16 protein-coding genes are annotated in these 18,441 nt (G+C 55.6%); 4 read left to right on the top strand and 12 right to left on the bottom strand.

Annotation, left to right across the window (positions count from 1 at the left end; all coding sequences use genetic code 11):
- Window positions 1–107: 107 nt before the first annotated feature.
- Window positions 108–1,517 (bottom strand): carbohydrate porin, encoded by a 1,410-nt coding sequence (locus HK24_RS08420; RefSeq protein WP_369826526.1) that lies wholly within the window; start codon window positions 1,515–1,517, stop codon window positions 108–110.
- Between the two features lie 473 nt (window positions 1,518–1,990).
- On the opposite strand from HK24_RS08420, the gene HK24_RS08415 reads away from it, so the two are divergent.
- On the top strand, window positions 1,991–2,770 hold the full coding sequence (locus HK24_RS08415; RefSeq protein WP_086634126.1) for an acetoin reductase: 780 nt from the start codon (window positions 1,991–1,993) through the stop codon (window positions 2,768–2,770).
- Window positions 2,771–2,821: 51 nt separating this feature from the next.
- Here the strand turns inward: HK24_RS08415 and HK24_RS08410 are convergent, their stop codons facing one another.
- From HK24_RS08410 to HK24_RS08395, 4 genes are all read right to left on the bottom strand, one after another.
- Window positions 2,822–3,553 (bottom strand): glycine betaine ABC transporter substrate-binding protein, encoded by a 732-nt coding sequence (locus tag HK24_RS08410; RefSeq protein WP_086634098.1) that lies wholly within the window; start codon window positions 3,551–3,553, stop codon window positions 2,822–2,824.
- 73 nt (window positions 3,554–3,626) lie between these two features.
- Window positions 3,627–5,786: a M13 family metallopeptidase gene (locus tag HK24_RS08405; RefSeq protein ID WP_086634097.1), complete on the bottom strand. Its 2,160-nt coding sequence runs from the start codon at window positions 5,784–5,786 to the stop codon at window positions 3,627–3,629.
- 14 nt (window positions 5,787–5,800) lie between these two features.
- Window positions 5,801–6,433 carry a Dabb family protein gene (locus HK24_RS08400; protein ID WP_086634096.1) on the bottom strand — a complete coding sequence of 211 codons (633 nt, stop codon included), beginning with the start codon at window positions 6,431–6,433 and terminating at the stop codon, window positions 5,801–5,803.
- 93 nt (window positions 6,434–6,526) lie between these two features.
- Window positions 6,527–7,348, bottom strand: coding sequence for an acyl-ACP desaturase (locus HK24_RS08395; RefSeq protein WP_046899547.1), 822 nt, complete (start codon window positions 7,346–7,348; stop codon window positions 6,527–6,529).
- A gap of 116 nt (window positions 7,349–7,464) precedes the next feature.
- Between HK24_RS08395 and bioB the strand changes: the two genes are divergently transcribed.
- Window positions 7,465–8,490 carry a biotin synthase BioB gene (bioB, locus tag HK24_RS08390; RefSeq protein WP_198942097.1) on the top strand — a complete coding sequence of 342 codons (1,026 nt, stop codon included), beginning with the start codon at window positions 7,465–7,467 and terminating at the stop codon, window positions 8,488–8,490.
- Window positions 8,491–8,542: 52 nt separating this feature from the next.
- Here the strand turns inward: bioB and HK24_RS08385 are convergent, their stop codons facing one another.
- Window positions 8,543–9,097: a flavodoxin family protein gene (locus HK24_RS08385; RefSeq protein ID WP_046899549.1), complete on the bottom strand. Its 555-nt coding sequence runs from the start codon at window positions 9,095–9,097 to the stop codon at window positions 8,543–8,545.
- A 122-nt stretch (window positions 9,098–9,219) separates the two neighbouring features.
- On the opposite strand from HK24_RS08385, the gene HK24_RS08380 reads away from it, so the two are divergent.
- Both HK24_RS08380 and HK24_RS08375 read left to right on the top strand, forming a co-directional pair.
- Window positions 9,220–9,627, top strand: coding sequence for a helix-turn-helix domain-containing protein (locus HK24_RS08380; protein WP_086634094.1), 408 nt, complete (start codon window positions 9,220–9,222; stop codon window positions 9,625–9,627).
- A gap of 105 nt (window positions 9,628–9,732) precedes the next feature.
- Window positions 9,733–11,037, top strand: a complete 1,305-nt coding sequence (locus HK24_RS08375; protein ID WP_086634093.1) for an Hsp70 family protein — start codon at window positions 9,733–9,735, stop codon at window positions 11,035–11,037.
- Window positions 11,038–11,041: 4 nt separating this feature from the next.
- Here HK24_RS08375 and HK24_RS08370 read toward each other — a convergent pair whose 3' ends face one another.
- The 6 genes from HK24_RS08370 to HK24_RS08345 all read right to left on the bottom strand — a co-directional run bounded on the left by HK24_RS08370 (window position 11,042) and on the right by HK24_RS08345 (window position 18,203).
- The gene (locus HK24_RS08370; protein WP_086634092.1) at window positions 11,042–12,487 is read right to left on the bottom strand and encodes a glycoside hydrolase family 32 protein; all 1,446 of its coding nucleotides are present in this window, start codon (window positions 12,485–12,487) and stop codon (window positions 11,042–11,044) included.
- An 81-nt stretch (window positions 12,488–12,568) separates the two neighbouring features.
- Window positions 12,569–13,393 (bottom strand): hypothetical protein, encoded by an 825-nt coding sequence (locus tag HK24_RS08365; RefSeq protein WP_086634091.1) that lies wholly within the window; start codon window positions 13,391–13,393, stop codon window positions 12,569–12,571.
- Window positions 13,390–14,343 carry an MlaD family protein gene (locus tag HK24_RS08360; protein WP_086634090.1) on the bottom strand — a complete coding sequence of 318 codons (954 nt, stop codon included), beginning with the start codon at window positions 14,341–14,343 and terminating at the stop codon, window positions 13,390–13,392. Before HK24_RS08360 ends, HK24_RS08365 begins: the two co-directional genes overlap by 4 nt.
- Window positions 14,343–15,071, bottom strand: coding sequence for a hypothetical protein (locus HK24_RS08355; RefSeq protein WP_064274077.1), 729 nt, complete (start codon window positions 15,069–15,071; stop codon window positions 14,343–14,345). The genes HK24_RS08360 and HK24_RS08355 overlap by 1 nt, the downstream gene beginning before the upstream one ends.
- A 1-nt stretch (window position 15,072) precedes the next feature.
- The gene (locus HK24_RS08350) at window positions 15,073–15,888 is read right to left on the bottom strand and encodes an ABC transporter permease (RefSeq protein WP_046899556.1); all 816 of its coding nucleotides are present in this window, start codon (window positions 15,886–15,888) and stop codon (window positions 15,073–15,075) included.
- The gene (locus HK24_RS08345) at window positions 15,885–18,203 is read right to left on the bottom strand and encodes an adenylate/guanylate cyclase domain-containing protein (RefSeq protein ID WP_086634089.1); all 2,319 of its coding nucleotides are present in this window, start codon (window positions 18,201–18,203) and stop codon (window positions 15,885–15,887) included. Before HK24_RS08345 ends, HK24_RS08350 begins: the two co-directional genes overlap by 4 nt.
- Between the last annotated feature and the right edge of the window lie 238 nt (window positions 18,204–18,441).

Here is an 18,441-nt window from a genome sequence, read left to right as displayed (position 1 = left end):
ATGTCAGTAACGATTTATTAACGCACTTCCACCAACAAGAGAACCAAGCCGCCTCCCCATGAAAAATCCTGCCCCGCGCTTTTCAGATACACCGCAAGAAAGAGTTCTCACATAAACTGGATATGGCTCTTAAACCCCAAAAGAGCCGCATCCCGCAGATTGTATTGGGCATTCGGGTGAATGTAATACTCAAACAAAGGCGTAAAAATTACACCCTTCACAACGTGGATAGCGTAGTTGAACTCCATCACGACCGCATCCTGCTGAACACCTGTCGCATGATTGGGGAGTGATTGCCCTTTACGGATCAGCGCAGCTTCACTTCGGCTCACACCGGATGCAATCTTGGTGTAGGTCAGAGAAAATCCGAGCGTATCGTAGGGTCGAGACTTCAGAAATCCGCGGTTAATCAGTGCACCATAAACGAGATACCGGCGCAGGGATGTATGGGGATCATTGTAAATAAGCCCCGTCATCGCCGTTATGCCTGAGCCCTTTGCCCGATAGTGCAGCAACTGCTGATCCAGCATGACCCAGGTTGACCAAGACGCGCTTCGCTTTTTATGCGCAAGTCCACTCTCGGCATAAGAACCGTCATACAGATCGTAATAGTTGTCAGTCTGCGGCGTACTGAAGAGCTGGGCACCGAATTTGTAATGGCCCGGCAAGGTGCCATGCCCGAAAACCGGCTCCCAGGCTGTTTCGATCGGTGCCGCATACCCGATAATATTGGCCCCGTTAAATTTGAATCCGGTTCGATGCTGATAGACTTGGTAAATCCCGTTTTCGATCGGATACACTCCCGTCTGGACATAGACAGAACGCACCGGCCGTCCTCGAACCCGAAATCCCCAGGTCGCAGCGGGATAGCCGGCGTCAAAATTCGTGTCCGTAATCCCTTTGGGACGACCGCAGAAACTACCGTTCTGGAAATTGCAGAACAAAGGGCTCGCCGCAAAATCCGAAATTTCTGACATACGGCCAGCGGCGATCGCCAGACGCCCACCGTAAAGCGTTTCTTCGCCATACATATAGACCAAATGCACGACAACATTTCCGCCACCGCCATAATCTTCGGAAGCATGATTGAGCCAGTCACCAAACATGCGATTAGCCGTCGTACCGTATCGTCCCACTGTGATCATGTGCGTCGCAAAACCACGCAGACCGGCAAGCTTTTCCCAGTCCACATCAAGCTGCATGGCATACTGGCCCGCATTGCTCGCGCCTTGCTTGTAGTTTTCAAATCCCGGCGTTGTTCCGCGCGTCGGCTTCGTTATCGCTCCGGCAAATTCATTCGTATTGTCGATGAGGAAATTAATGCCACGCTTACGCAGCCAGTCTGACAAGGGATTGGAGACGATAGCCTCGGGATGGGAAAATGCTGGCACGGTTGTTTCACGCGATGCATGGACAGGAAGAGGCGTTGAAACCAACTGACTTGGCGCAGATCCAATATCGCGGTCCATGACCTGAGCAAAAGCAGGCAGCGATACGAAAATACTGAAAAACCACACGAACCATGAGCTTTTCAGAGCATAACCCAGCACACGAAGATGCAAATCTGGCGCCCCTATTTGAACAGGAATAATGTTACATCACGACCTCTGAAACGAATTGCGCCCGATCCAGAGTGAGCATGCAAAATCCCTACGCGACGGAGCACCTGTAGCGTAATTAACATTTTAGAATTTCTCGTAAATTTGATTAATAATTCACAAATATAAAATAATTAAAATATTTTTTATTATTTTTTTTAAAGTAAAAATACTTACTAAAGTGAAGTACGATTTATATTAATATTAAAATGTCCACAAAATCGTTAATTTAGAAAATTACTCATGTAATATTTCTTTCACATGAAACACGTTTGCGTGTCTATTTTCGAAAATATGTCTTTTTTGTGGAAAATCAAAGCCTGAAAGCAGAAGACGTTTACTATTCGTGCGAACCACATTTCGTGGCGCATGAAGAGAGAGGAAATTTCTGCATGTCTCTTTCTGGTAAAATTGCCGCTGTAACCGGGGCGGCTCAAGGTATCGGCAAGGCCATCGCTCTTCGTCTGGCGCACGAAGGAGCTGACATCATTCTGTTGGATGTCAAGCAGGAAACCGTTCAGCAGGCTGCCAAGGAAGTTGAGGCTCTTGGTCGGCGTGCTATCGCTCTGACGGCTGACATCAGCAATCGCGATGAATTTCAGAAGACCCTGAAAGAAGCCTCCAGCCAGCTGGGCGGCCTCGATATCATGGTCAATAATGCCGGAATCTGTCAGGTGAAGCCTATTCTGGACGCCACCCAGGAAGAAGTTGAGAAGATTTACCGCATCAATGTTCAAGGCGTGATCTGGGGTATCCAGGCTGCGGCCAACATTTTCAAAGAGACCGGCAAGAAGGGCAAGATTATCAATGCCTGCTCAATTGCAGGCCATGAAGGCTTTCCCCTTCTGGGGATCTATTCTTCCACAAAGTTCGCAGTTCGCGCACTGACGCAGTCGGCCGCCAAAGAACTGGCAGCCTTCGGTATCACCGTGAACTCCTACTGCCCGGGCATCGTCGGAACGGATATGTGGGTCGAGATCGACAAGCGCATGTCTGAGATTACCGGCGCTGAGCTGGGCGCAACGTACAAGAAGTATGTTGAAGGCATCGCTCTCGGACGGGTCGAAACAGCGGACGACGTTGCTGGCTTCGTCGCATTCTTGTCGAGCAAAGATTCCGATTACATTACTGGCCAGTCCATCCTGATCGATGGCGGCCTCGTCTACCGCTAAGGCAGTAGATACAAAAAAGGGCCGGAGAAGTCCGGCCCTTTTTTGAAATCCTCAGGCGTCCCGCGGAATAAGACGTCCACGCTGCCATGCTTCCGCAGCATCGTCAGGGTCCTGCCCTTCAACGCCGATATTATAATCCAGCGCACTCATGACCTTGTTGCCGAGCATCATCTCGGACAGTTCATCAAGAAGATCCGTGTCTGCCTTGCGGGCTACATCTTCCCGCATAACCATGCGCGCAGACATTTCCCCGCCGAGCAGCTTGTCAGGGTCCTCAACCAGCGTCAGCAACGCGGTGTGGAACACCGCATGTGGCTGTGTGGCGACCACAAGCGGAGATTCGCCATCTGCCTGCGCCTTTTCCAAACGACCAATCAAAGCGGCCTCCCCCACAACTTCAAGCGGCAGGGAAGAAAGGGCTGGAAGCTGCTTGAGTGCTTTTTCAAGAATTTCGCGGCTGTCCTCTGCAACGATCACCCGGTCCACGTCGGCTGATGTCAGCGCATTGACAGGACCGAGCACACGCAGCGCAGCAAACGAAATCTGTGGCTGATACAGATCCCCGATGACACGAAAGCCAGGCCCAGCGAATTTTTCATCGCGCGGGAACCAGGCAGAGACCAGAAGATCGACTTCGCCCTGCTCCATGGCTTCCGCCACATCTTCAGGGTCGAGATCCACAAACTCGACGTCCACCTCATGCGCTTCGAGAACACGGGCGACCGCACTGGCACACCCGGCATGAAGCGAGGTGTACAGATGGCCGATCGTCATTTGCGTCATGAGGCAGTCCGTCAGTCAGAAAATTGAAACGTGAGACCGTGGATAAGCCTCACGCTTCATTTTGTCACGACCCTTACCAGATCTTTACGCGCTGATCCGGGGCTAGATAGAGCTTGTCGCCCTCTTTTACGCCGAATGCATCGTACCAGGCGTCAATATTGTGCGCTGGCATGTTCACACGCGTGACGGCCGGGGCATGCTCGTTCGAAAGCATCTGCTGGCGCAGCGCATCCGGACGATCTTTCTCACGCCACACCTGTGCCCAACCCAGGAACACGCGCTGATCGCCCGTCAGGCCATGAACGGTTGTCTGCGGCTTGCCATGCAGGGAGTCATGATAAGCCTGCAGACCGAGGTTCAACCCGCCGGAATCCGCAATATTCTCGCCCATGGTCATTTTGCCGTTCACGTGCGTGCCCGGCAGAGGCTCCTGCGCGTCATATTGTGCACCAAGACGATCGGCCAGCTTCTGGAAGGCATCAGAAGATGCTTTGGTCCACCAGTCATGCAGGCGGCCATGTTCATCATAATGACGGCCCTGGTCGTCAAAGCCATGGCTCATCTCATGACCGATCACGCCACCAATGGCACCGTAATTCACAGCCATATCGCCCTTCGGATCGAAGAACGGCGGCTGAAGGATGGCAGCCGGGAAAACGATCTCGTTCATCGTCGGATCGTTGTAGGCGTTCACAGTCTGCGGCGTCATGCCCCACTCGTCACGATCCACCGGCTTGTCGAGCTTGTTCAGCTCATGCTGCCAGTTAAACGCGGCGCCACGCACAGCATTGCCATACACGTCGCCCTTGCGAACTACGAGGTTGCTGTAGTCCCACCACTTTTTAGGATAGCCAACCTGAATAGCGAAGTGATCCAGCTTGTTCAGAGCAGCCTTACGGGTCTGCTCGTCCATCCATGTGTTGTGCTCAAGCCGATCATGGAAGGAGGACTTCACCTTCTGCACCAGCTCTGTAATCTGAGCCTGTGCTGACGGCGGGAAATAACGGGCAACGTAGATCTTGCCCAGAGCCCAGCCCATGGCGCCATTGGTCACGCGCGTCGCACGCTTCCAACGCGGAGACTGCTGCGCCACGCCCGACAGGGTGCGACTGTTGAAGTCAAAGGACGCGTCAGAAAAATCATGAGACAGATAGGCTGCAGCATTATCTGCCAGATGGAAGGCTAGCCAGGCCTGAAGTACGCTGTAATCAGCCTTCTTCAGAACGCGGGACATGGCTGCGATGCCATCCGGCTCACGCACATCCACCTTGCGATCGGCAATATTTTCGGCCGGAAGCCCTGCAGTCGTCAGGAACGTGACCCAGTCAAAGTCTGGAGCGATCTTTTGCAGCTGCGTGACCGTCATCGGGTTGTAGAGCTTGAGCGGATCACGCGTCTGATCGCGGGGGATCTCAACCTTGGCAAGCGCCGTTTCAAGATCGACGACAGCTTGCGCGTTCTTGGCTGGATCAGCCCAGCCCACAAGCGTCAGCATCTTCGCGACGTAAGCCTGATAGGCCTTTTTCTTGTCGGCAAGCTTCGGGTCTGTGTAGTAGCTGATATCGGGCAGGCCCAGGCCACCGCTGACGCCAATGCTCATGCCCTGATCAAGCATCAGCATATAATGTTCCGGATCTTTCTGATCCTGCTCGACGCCAATCTGGAACGTCGAGAACGCCATGGAATTCAGGGATGTACCAAACGCTTCGGCCAGGCTCTTGGCATCACTGACCTTGCGGATCTTCTCCAGATCCACAGCAAGTGGCTTGGCTCCCAGAGCATCAACAGCCTTCTGGTCCAGATAGCTGGCGTAGAAGGTGCCAATCTTGCCCATGTCATCAGACGGCTCGGCAGAAACGTGCTTCTGTGCTTCGCTCAGGATCGCCTTCTGGCGCTCCATGGACAGTTCGTACAGAATACGGAACGGACCATAGCTGCTCATATCGCCTGGAATTTTCAGGTTCTTGAGGTACGTGCCGTTGGCATATTCGAAGAAATTGTCGCCCGGCTTGACGCTGTGATTCATGCCGGCTTCATCAAAGCCCCAGCCTGAATTGTAACCGGCGGCCTGTGCACTTGCGGCTGTAAGGCCCATAGCCAGCGCAAGTACACTCGCACCTTGCGTCAGGCGGCGTTTAACAGAAACTGTAGTCTTCACATTATGCCTCATGTTCTGGCGATCGCCGTAGCATGAGGCATAAAAGATCATTTCGTCAAAAGGCCGTCCATACAAACGGAGACTTTTTGTTACTTCCCGCTTTTGCGGGTTGTCTTGCGTGCTTTGTCACCCAGCGCGGAGACGGCCAGTACGTCATAATCAAAGACCATAACCTTATCGAGATATGGCCCGGCAAATTCCTTGAAGGCCTCATGGGCAGGGTCAAAGAACGCCGGATCTGTCACGACAGGCTTGCCAACATAGTAGTTCCGGTCCCCTTCAGAGCGGAACGTCACGAGGAACGCCTGCTGCAGGCCGCCCTCTACACCTTCCCCACTATTCTGGAACCCGGTCTCAATGCTCACCACAACGGGGCGGCCGTCCGGGCGGCGGCTGTCCTGCGCAAGATGCAGAAAACGGCCGGACACTTCTGCACGCTGTGCCGTCGTGGCGTCCTTCTTGTACCGGAACATCACCATGTGCCGCACGGTGCCAACATGCCAGTCCGCCGCTGTAAACTGAGCGTATCCGACCTGTCGGGCAAGCTGCTGGGAGGCCACCGTTGCGGCTGCCGGTGTGTCGCTTGTCACCGGGCCTGATGTCGCGATCGGCAACGAGTACGGATCTGCTTTGGCTGAGAAGCCCTGCGACAGCCCTGCGATGGACAGAAGGGCAGCTGCTCCCCAGATAAAGCGACGGGACAGAAGTGGTCGAACGTCCATTCTCAAGCTCCAGTTACAAGACAGAAAATGCAGCCCTTCATGGCACGAAATTGCCTCTTCCGTCTTGTGAATTTCCGTAAGTCTGACGAACCCTCAGGCCGCAATCTGGCGCTGAAACGATTTGCGACGCCACTGGATCAGTCGATACACCCCATTCGCTGCCAGCTTCTGCCAACGGGAATGCGGGGTGAAGCCGATTGTCTTGAAGATCATCGCCGTCACACGATCAATGTGCTTCTGCTGATAAAACCCCATGGCTTTGGACATGTATGCCGCAATGCACCGCTTGTGATCATAGGGCATATCCGGGGATTCATTGGTCGTATGATAGGCGGACGCCAGCTCATCGTCCTCACTCTCGGTCACACGCCCTAGAGCAATACGCGTCCGTGCCCAGACACTAAGCTTCTCGCGCTTCAGATAGCGATGCATGTGATCATAGAAGAGTTTGAAATGCCGGTATTCATCGGCGGCAATCTGCTTGCAGATGGCTTTCAGCAAGGGCTCATCCGTCGCATCCGCCAGCGCCGTGTAAAAAGACGACGTTCCCGTCTCGACCATACAGCGCGCAATCAGTTCGCCCGTGCGAGACCCGCGGATAGACGCATCGACGTCTGCATCAATCTTGTAACTTGCGCGATAGCGCTCAAACGCCTCTTCATAGTCCCAGCTCGGATCTGCCAACATGGCCCAGCGGCCCAGAGCATCTCCGTGCTGAACTTCTTCCACTGCCCAGTTGGCTGTTGCTGCGCTGAAATCCGGGTCTCCCACAAAGACGTGTCTCAGATATTCAGCGTAGTCCAAGCCATTCTTTTCAACGACTGAAGCAGACTTCACCAGAGGAATGATATCCGGGTCCACGCGGGATGGATCAAAGGAATCCCAGTCCATCTGCTCGATACGCCAGTGTTTCATCGCTTTGCCTCGTCCGTTTTCCGGCTCATAATCATGACGATGAGATGACACGCCGGGGCCATTTTGGGTAGGTGTGACGCAACAACGTTGGAGAAAGCCCCGTGACGGCTCAGAAAATGACACAGCCAGACGTCCGCCACGACTGGACGCGCGCTGAGGTTGAAGCGCTGATCAACCTCCCCTTCCCGGACCTGATGTTCCGCGCCCAGGAACTGCATCGTCGTTATTTCGACCCCACAAAAGTGCAGATTTCCACGCTTCTTTCGATCAAGACAGGCGGTTGCCCCGAAGACTGCGCCTACTGTCCGCAGAGCGCCCGACACGAGAAAAGCGTGAAGGCCGAGCGTCTGATGGCCGTCGAAAAGGTGATGACCGAGGCGCGTGCAGCAAAGGCGGCAGGCGCAGGCCGATTCTGCATGGGTGCTGCCTGGCGCTCCCCGAAGGACCACGATCTCGACTCCGTTTGTGAGATGATCGAGGGCGTAAAGTCCCTTGGTCTCGAAACATGCGTCACGCTGGGAATGCTGGACTCCGTACAGTCTCAGCGCCTGAAGGATGCCGGGCTGGATTATTACAACCACAACCTCGACACCTCCGAGGAATTCTACGGCTCCATCATCTCCACCCGCACGTATCAGGAGCGCCTCGACACGCTCGCCAACGTGCGCGATGCTGGCATCAATGTCTGCTGTGGCGGAATCGTGGGTATGGGCGAAGATCTGTCCGACCGCGCCGGCCTGCTGATGACGCTCGCCAACCTGCCGAAGCATCCCGAGAGCGTACCCATCAATCTGCTCGTTCGCGTTGAAGGCACACCGTTAGGTGAAGCTGAAGCTGTCGATCCGATCACCTTCGTCCGTATCATCGCCACGGCCCGGATCATGATGCCGGAAAGCCATGTCCGTCTGGCGGCAGGGCGTGAAAACATGACGGATGAGGCACATGCTCTGTGCTTCCTCGCAGGTGCCAACTCCATCTTCTGTGGCGAGAAGCTCCTGACCACGCCAAACCCTGCTGAACACCGTGACCGTCAGCTTCTGTCCGCTCTGGGCATGACGCCGATGGTTCAGTCTGAAGCAGAAATGGGAACGCTACGTCCTGCCGTTCCGGACGTTGCTGCCTACGAAGCGGCTCTGTCCTAACCGACAAGGGCGAGGCATGCTGTTTGCAGCGCCTCGCCCCACACATTGCTGATTAAGCTTTCAGACGCGCCGCAATATCAGCCACACGACGGCCATAGCGCTCAGCCGTCAGCAGATCTCCCTTCTGAACGCCATCGACCCCCGCATTGGCCGGAGCACGCGCCAGAAGACCGACTGAGCCACCCAGATTGTTCGGATCGTCGCCCGTGGCCTCAAGAGTGTTGGACGGCGGAATTCCCAAACTCACCCAGATGCCACCATGCTGTGATGCAAGTGTTTGCAGCGTAATCAACGTCACCTGCTTGTCCCCGTTTGGACTGGCGGAGTTCGTGAAACCACCGAACACTTTGTCCTGCCAGCCTCGCGTGAACCAAATTTTGGACGTGGCATCTGCAAATTTCTTAAACTGCCAACTCACATTCCCCATGTAGGTTGGCGTTCCAAAGATGATGGCATCTGCGTCATCCAATGCGGCCCACTCTGCTTCGGTAATTTCACCGTCCGCACTAATTGCCACGAGTTGAGCCTGTGCTCCCTGAGCCACATGCTCCGCCACCACTTTGGTGTGGCCATACCCTGAGTGATAGACGACCAAGACTTTAGACATCGTTCCTGTCCTTCGAACCAAGAGATCAAACATACAATGCGATACGTGGTATCCATTGGAAACCAGCACCCTTCCTGGTATTATGTTGGAAAATTCGGGACAAGAAGGCACTTTCAAGACACATGGTAACCTCGCAGAAACCAGACACCCCGGCACGAAACCTCTGTTTCAACGTCTATGCGAAAGAGTGTCCGACCCGCATGGTGCTGGACAGGCTTGGTGACAAATGGGCCCTTTTGGTGCTGGACCGCCTTCAGAATGACGTTGTGCGCTTCAATGCCCTCAAGCGGGACATCAATGGGATCTCACAGAAAATCCTGTCTCAGGTGCTGAAAAACCTTGAGCGCGACGGGCTTATTTTAAGGCAAGCTTATCCAACCGTGCCCGTCACTGTTGAATATAGCCTCAAACCTCTTGGAGAGACCCTGATCCAGGCTGTTTCAAGCCTCACGCACTGGGCTGAAACCCATATGGCTGACATTCAGGACTCTCAACGTCTTTACGATGAAGCAAAAAACAGCGCGCTCTGACATTTTGCGCTTTTCATAAAGCCATTTTTCAACTTTTCCCTTGGCCTCGTAGCCGTTCTTTCCTAAACCCTCGCCCTTCGCGAATTCGGGACGGGACCAGCCAAAATGACGACGCAACCTCTTAAAGCGCCAAAAATTCGCGTCGGCATCGACTTTGGAACGACCAATAGTGTCGTCGTCATCGCAGATGAACAGGGCAACACGCAGCCTGCCATCTTCAACTTCATTGACAGCCCGTCTTCCGAAACCTGCCGCACCCTGCTCTGTCTCTGGATGGATCAGGAGGGCAATCGACGCGTTCTTCAGGACGCTATCGGGCTTGATGCCATCGAAGCCTATCTGGATGATCCGGCAGAAAGCCGCCTCATCATGTCCATGAAAACCTATCTGGCTCAGGGCTCATTCCGCGAAACACGTGTTTTTGCCTCGACAATGACGCTTCAGAACCTGATCGCCCGGTTCCTGCGCTCCCTGATGGACAAAGCTGGCATTACACCAGAGCAGGTCAGCACAACAATCGGCAGGCCGGTGCGCTTTGCTGGTGAACTGGCCGATGACGATCTGGGTGTGAAGCGCCTGAAGGACAGCTTTGTCGAGGCAGGTTTCGCTGAGCCGAACGTCGTGCTTGAGCCCGAAGGGGCTGGCTGGCGCTTCATGCAGCGACTGGATGCACCAGCAACCGTGCTGGTAGGAGACTTCGGCGGCGGCACAAGCGATTTCTCTGTCATGCGCTTTGACCCCCATGGCACACCGCGCACCGTCACGCTGGGTCATTCCGGTGTCGGGATCGCGGGAGACCAGTTTGACTTCCGTATTATCGACAATGTCGTCGCACCCGCGCTTGGTCGGGACACGACATATCGGGTGATGGGCGGGCAGCCTCTTCCCGTCCCTATTGAATGGTATGCGAGCCTCGGGCGCTGGCATCGCCTGTCCCTGATGCGAACCCCTCAAACTCTTCGCAGCATTGCAGACGTCGCAAAAACAGCCTCCGACCCGCAGAAGCTGCGAAATCTTCTGCGTCTGATCGAAGATCAGGAAGGCCAGAACCTGTATCGGGCGATTGGTCAGGCCAAAAGCGATCTCTCACGGCACGACAGCACGCTCCTGAAGTTCAGCCACCGGGACCTGAAAATCGAGCAGACGATCACGCGTGCAGATTTCGAAAGCTGGATCAAACCCGACCTGGAAAAACTCGCAGCAGCCATTGACGATGCCCTGAACGTTACAGGCCTCGGCATTGACGATATTGATCATGTCTTCCTCACCGGCGGCACGTCTTTCGTTCCGGCTGTTCGGAAGTTGTTCACGGAACGCTTTGGTGAAAGCCGCGTCGATGGCGGATCAGAATTCGTCTCTGTCGCTGAAGGTCTGGCCCTGATCGAAGTGGAAGCAAGAGCCTCGGCCTGAATGTTCAGACCGGGCTACTGGTCAGGCGGTCTGGAGAAATGGGACTCATCGCGCGGGCAGAGACAACGGCCTCACGGAATGTTCCTTCCACAGACAACTTGAAGGCCACATTCGTATTTCCATAAGCCCGGGTCGTGAGACAGACACCTGAAGAGGTAAAAATTTCCACGACCGAACCATCTACGAAAATATCCAGCATATTGCGGGCGGCCAATGGCAAGGGGGCGGAATCTCCATTGGCCATCAATTCTTTTCCGGGTCGGTATGGATCGTAATCAAGCTCCAGAAATGTCCCCTCCCCTCCAAATGTCAGGCGTCCGGCCTCGGTTCCGATAAAGGTCAGAAGCATTCGGCCGTTCGGCCCATCGGGAGCGGCCCAGGACGAGGGCGTGAGCTGGCGGAAATGCGGGCCTTCCAACGCAGCCAGATTGGGATGGGGTGCAAGACGCAGAGCGGCATCACCGTCAGCCGTAAGAACCCGCGGTAAAGACATGACACCACTCCAGCCCGCTTCCATGGCCCCATGACTGCGCTCAGGCTTCTCAGGCACCCAGCCCCAAAGAACGCGCCGCCCGTGCTCATCCAACATGGTCCGTCCGGCATAGAGCGCCCCATATCCAAGCGGCTGAATAATGCGCGGATGAAATGCGCCTTCGCTGTAAATGCCTGAAGCATAATAAACAGTGCTGCCCAGCGAGTAGATCAGAACCCAGGTATCGCCGAGCGCAAAAAAGTCCGGACATTCCATGGCATCGTCGTAAGCGCCAGCCTGATGCGTGGGGCCATAGAAAAGAGTGCGATAGGTCCAGTCTTTTAGATTCTCGTTATCGTATTTCAGAATGACGCCACCCGGACCAAACTCGGATTGCCGAACGTGGGCGCCGAGCAGCATGTGCCACCCGTCGTGATCTTTCCAGACGAGCGGATCGCGAAATCCATCAACATGCAGTCCCGGCGGAGGATCAGACAGAACCGGGACGGGGTTCTGCTTCCATTGCATCATCTGAAGATCAGATGTCGCCGTGCACTGCACGGATGGCTCAATCCCAGTGTAAAAAGCGATCGCCTGATCTTCAACGATCACAACGCAACCACTGAAAACTCCGAGGGCATCTGGTCCCCCGGGGACAGGGCTCATCGCAACGGGTTCGTGATGCCAGTGAACGAGATCATGACTGGTCGCATGGCCCCAGTGAATGTTTCCAAACGCAGCTTTGTCCGGCCCCCACTGATAGAACATGTGATAGCGCCCATTGACCCAGACCGGGCCGCAGGGATCGTTCATCCACCCATAAGGAGCAATCAGATGATATTGAGGGCGCAACCGATCCGCAGCCATCACAGCGGCTGACGGAAGACGATAAGGCCGCGCCTGACTCCTGTGCGTCAGCCTCAGAGCGAGCAAGGCCACTCCAGACCCAAGAACCATTCGCCTGGATGTAGGCCTCATCTTCTCTCCCTCTCGTTCCGATTTCGTTACTATCGAATGAGAGGGGCGGCTCTGGCAATGACGGAAAAAGTTTTTCCTTGATCAGCGAATGGCTGCTGCAGGCGCACTCACGGCAGAGACCGTGATGGAGGCTTTCTCCACATGGCCAGTCTGCTGCACGCTTCGGCTTGAGAGTTCCTGCTGCCGTAAAGCGGCGGCGGTGTTCGTGTCACCCTGTGCTTCAGCAGCTTGAGCCGCGACAAGCAGAGCACGTCGCATTCCCTCATAGTCCTGCGCATCCCGTCTCTTCTGTGTCAGGGACATGGCCTGTTCCAGCGCAAGTGCTGGCGCATGATTCAGGAGTGCCAGACGGGCCGCCAGATCCTGATGATCCAGCATGGCAGCCGGCTCTTTTGAGGGAGCCAACAACGCTTCCATGCGGGTCAACTGCGCTGTATCACCCTGATCCGAAGCCCCCAGACCAGCCAGATAAGCTGCACGATTGCGAATGCCCACATCAGGCGACTGAAGCGCCACGAGCGCGGATGCCTCAGAACCCGTCAGGTCATGCTGCCGATAGAGCGCTGCACTTCTGACAAGTTCCAGATCGCTGGTCTGACTGTACTGACGCAGCTTCAGGGCTTTTCCGGTGCGATCGAGCGCTGTCAAAGCATCGGCAGGCTTGTTTTCTTCCAGCAGGGCCGTCGCAAGATTGAAGCCCGCATCATGAATCTGGGCAGCATCATCCCGGATAAGCGCACGGTCCATCGCCGCACGGTACTGACTTTCGGACTGGTCTGGATGTCCAAGCTCAAAAGCGCTCCGCCCGGTGTCCATGGCGTTTTCATAAGCCTGATCCGGATCAGGCCCCTTCGTCACAGACGAGCAACTTGCCATGGCAAGACACAGCAGAATCATACGCTTCATGGACGGACAGCCTCCGCTGGCAGACGATGACTGGGCGCTTTCTGCGCTGTACCACCCAGCAACCATAGGCCCCTGAGCTGATCTGTCAGCTTGCGGAGGCTATTGGCACTCGCTTCCGCCTGCGTGATGAGCGCAGGAAGCTGGGCCGTTGCGGCGCTGGTATGGGTAATCGTTTCCTGCACCTGCGGCATGCTCTTGCGAAGGGTGTCCGTGGCCGATTTGGCATTGTCCATCGTGCCATCAGCTTTCGTCATGACACCCCCAAGCTGCTTTTCGATCGGCTGAAGGCGGGCAATAACTTCTGTAAGATTTTCCAAGGCCTGATTGGCTTTCTGAAGGGTATCGTCCTTTGAAAGAAGCCCCCCAACCGTGCCCTTGCCAGCCCGCATGTCCGTCAGCATGTCGTTGACCTGCCTGGTAATGGCCTGAACGCTATCCATGGCAGGGACGAGTTTGTTTCTCAGGTCCGTAACCGTCTGGGTGATCACGTCTGCCGGGTTTGCCTCTACCGTTGCGTTCAGCACGGCATAGCCCCAGTCCATGTCTTCCCCACGTCCACGACCTAACTCGATATAGCTGGCACCTGCCACCACGAAACGATGCCGGATCACCGCAGCACTATCCTGACGGATGAAGGGCACAAACTGTGGCTCGATATAGCCCTCGGCATACATGCGGCCAGTGCTGTTCAAATCCAGATGGCGAATTTCACCGGCATGCACGCCCATGATCTCAATGTCGTCACCAATAGCCAGCCCGGCCACGCCAGTTTCCGGCAGGACAAAGTGGATCTTCTTTTCGGGTGTCAGCCACTGCTTGAGAAAGCCGGCTTCTGCCACAGCCACAGCAAAGAGGACGATGGTCACAAGGACCAGCAATCCCACCCACTCATCCGCATAGCGGTTCTGGAAAAGCGGGCGGGCAGTGTCAGGGCGGCGTACGCGAAACATCAAGACCCTCGCATCGAAAACAGTCCATCATCATACAGTCGAAGGCGAATGGTCGCATCCGCTTCATATGCCCCCCAGCCGCTGTCATTCGGGGCAAGCCAGACAACAGCACACCCCCGGTCACGCGCATCCGTCAGAGCGGACAGAAAGGCGTTCATGAGCGGAGGGTTGGCACTTCCCATCGGATTTTCCAGCAGAAGAAGTGCAGGCTCCCCCAGAAACGCACGCACGCAGTCAGCGCGGCAACGATCCAGAGGAGACAGTTTGCCCGGAGAAACGACTGGCAGGCCAGGCAGACCAAACTGCATCCCCAGTTGCACAGCCTGTTGCATCAACCGTTCCTCGGGCACCCGAGTATGATGCAGTTGTGGCCAGAGAATGTTCATGTGGGTGCCATACAGGTCGATCCACCCGCCATTAGCCACCATCCGCCCGATCCGCCCCCGCAAGGCCGCAGCCCGGCGTTCATCCAGATCAGACCATTCAAGCCCCATACAGCGGGCAATTCCGTCATCCAGATCTACCAGCCCGACACACATATCGGCAAAGAGGCTGGCCTGTTGCATATCGCGACATTCAATCAGGGCGCAGTCCCCCGGATTTAGCCGCAAATTATAACGGACAGAGGCCAAACCACTGCCATCAAAGCGTGGACGAGCATCCAGCAACTCCAGAATAGGATCGAGGATGTTCAGTTCAGCGGGTGGGACTGTCTTTTCGTCGGCCATATCAACCGAGCCAGACGCTGAGGACGACGTTAATCGTCATGATGGACAGAATGCCACGCGCAAATCCTCGGGGCATCAGAGACGAAAGATCGTCTTCAGTCGTGGCATCCATCCCGGACAGGCACGAGCACACACCGACCGCAAAGCCACTGAAAATGAATTTGGCGGGAATGGCGAAATAGTCGACCGGGTGCATACTGCTCACCACCTGATCCAGAAACGCCCAGACCGGCATGGTGATGACACCTTCAACACGGCACACCGCATAACCGACCAGCAATGCCGTCAAACTGAAGATGATGCCTAGCGTGAACCCACTGATGGTCATGGCGAGACTTCGCGGAAGCAGAAACGCCACGAACGGGTCAATCCCCATGCCCGTCAGAACGCGCATCTGACCACCCGTCGTCAGGGTTCCCAGTTCCGTCAGCATCAACATCCCGGAACGCCCCAGAAGAATGACGCCAACCAGCACCGGAGCAATCTCCCGCACCATCACAGTGGACAGGATCGAGCCCGTCATCTGGGCCATCCCGGCAAAACCCAGCCAGTAAACGGCCTGCGCCACAATCCCAAACCCTGTGAGAGCGGCCGTCACCAACACACTCAGAAGACCGCCGCCTGTGGCCTGCTGAAGGGAGTGCCAGAATTCGATCCGCACAGTCCGGCGCCATGACGTCGGTGACAGACCAACACGAATAACGCCCCAGGAAGCACCAATCACCATCAGGGTGAACCGCATTTGGGTCCGGGTAAAATGCCCCAGGGTGCCCAGAGCATTCTGCACGCGCGGAATACGATCGAAGCGGGTTTTCATCGCCGCCCTGCCAGAATGAAGCTGCGGGTCACGCCGCTGTTTGGCAGATAGAACATGCCCCGGGCTCTGAAGAGGAAATGCTCCCGAAGCTGAAGATAGGCCTGTTCCGAAACCTGAATTGTCCCCGCATCCGGCGCGCTGGCGGCCAGAAGCTCAGCCACATTGATAGCCTCGCCCCACAGATTAAAGACGGACGGCTCCTTGCCGAGCATCGCCGCCATAACAGGGCCAACATCAATGCCCACGCGGAAGACCGGATCAATATCTACGGACGCCAGCAGTGACAGGCAGGCTTCACGGATGGACACCGCAGCATCCGCCAGACGCAGCACGGCACCCGGATCGGGCTCCTGCGAACATCCGCCAACCAGCACCAGACGGTTACTCACCACCTGAACAGAGAACAGTCCTGTTTCCCGGGCAATGCGTTGAATATCCTCGCTGAGCGACGAGACAACTTTCATGGCGCGTTCGGCGCTGTGGCTATCCATTGCATAAGGATCAGCAAAGGAAATCACCATGACCGGCACCTGCGGGTAAATCCCGCTTGGCACCACGCCGTCCTGAACACCCGAACCTGGTGGCAGGAGGAATCCCTCATCGTAACGCGTGTCTTTCAGCTCATGCAACACGCTCGGACGCGCCCCAGCCTGCTGGTCGCCCTGATCCAGAGCCTGGGAAAACCGTAGTGCCACGACAGACGAAACAATCGCGACAATATGCTCCATCGCATCTGCTCTGGAGGGGTCTTCCAAAACAATAACACCAACAGCCTGATGCCCACGCATAACCGGATGAAAGACGAGCGACTTGGCCTCGACGGATCGCATGATGATGCGCTGGAAATTCTGACTGCGCTCATCCTGACGCGCATCTTCAATGAAAAGGGAATGCCCTTCCATCAAAGCATCGAAAAGCTTGCTGTGCTCGCGTCTCGTAATCTCGATGCCCGTACTGTGAACATCCCGCACGGGATCAAAAGCGTCCTCGCACAGCAGACGTTCTCCGTCCGGCAGCAATCGCCAGAGGCTGGCCCGACGGGAGCCGGTCCGTGCTGCCAGAGCTTCGGTCAGGATCGGGACATCATGCGACGCTTCAAACAGATCCGGGGTACTGGCAATTTCATACAAAGAGGCATTTTCCGCACGCATCTGCTCACGACCAATTTCAAGCCGTTTGCGCAGGCGTTCGATACGCCGCCCCTGTATGATCAACCCGAGCGCCAGCAAAGAGGCCAGCCCGACGACCAGTGCCGAAAACCAGAGGTTCTGACGACGCGCCGTAACTGCAAAGTCCGAGAAATCGTTTTCTGGCGCATTCAGCAACAAAACCCAGCGCCTGTGCACGAAGGGAAGCGTCGCGGCGATGGTCACGTAATTCTTGTTGCGCGCCGTCACGAGGCCCGGCCCAGGTCCTTTGACCCTGAAAGTATTCAGAGCCCGAATGAAAACAGGCTGCGTCTTCGGATCAAGTTGCATATGGGCGGGATCAAAAGACGGCTCCGCCCCATCCTCGCCCATATTATGCCCGGCGATGATCTGCCCCTTCATGTCCACGATCACAGCTCGACCGCTGCGGCCAACCTGAAGCTCGTTAAGAAAAGACGTCAGCCGGTTCAGGGAAATATTGGTAGCAAAAACGGCGTGGTGCCCATCCTTCATCGGGAAGGCAATGGAAGCGGTGATGGTAAACTCGCGAGCCGCTAAATATGCGTAAGGGTTGGTCCAGTAGAGCGCTCCGTCTCCCCGTCCAATCCTTTTGATGGCGCCCTGAAACCATGGGCGCGCCGTGACATCATATTTGTCAGCCGGATCAAACGCCGTGCCCAGATATGTGCCATTCTGGTCCACGTATGTGTGCCGATAGACCTCATGACCATTCTCGACCTGAAAATGGGTCTGCTCGTAGTCCTTGCCGTGTCGTGTCACCATCCAGAACTGGCCCTGATCACTCGCCAGATAAAAGCTGTCCACCTGGGGCGTATGAGCCAGCATGGAACGGCCATAGAGCATGAACGAGTCTGGTGACGTATCCGTCAGCGGTGAACCAAACATGTCTGGGGCAATGCTGGCGCTATCAGATGCCGGAGACAGATAATTCCGGACCTCTTCCGTCACATACTTCTGCTGGCTGCGCAGCAGGTCCGAGGAAAGCGCAATCGCGCCCTGACGGGTGGTCCGATAGTTGTGCAGACTGATCGCAATAATGGCGGCAATGACCAGCAGCACACCAACAATAGGCCCAAGAAACTGCAGAACCTTTTGCCGGCTACTGGCTGGGCTACGTGTCGGATCAACAATCTCGGCAGCTGACAAGGGCGTGTTACTCCGGAAGCACGGATAGTCTGATGGTATTTCTGACAGGCTTTGACATGCCAATATCTCCTGCCGATTAATCTACCGCAACCCATACGATACTGAACGAACGCTCGAACCAGCAGGTTTTTTGCCTGCTTCCAATAAACTTTCGTCAATTCTTGCTCTGTACAAAGAGACAGCTTAATCCGTATCGTACAAGTCCTCTTTTATTCGCCTTCAGTCGGCAGCATATCAT

Source organism: Gluconobacter sp. DsW_058 (genome assembly GCF_002153615.1).
Lineage (GTDB): Bacteria > Pseudomonadota > Alphaproteobacteria > Acetobacterales > Acetobacteraceae > Gluconobacter > Gluconobacter cerinus.
Note: the sequence above shows the minus strand (reverse complement) of the source record. Positions and strands in the feature narration are given on the sequence as shown.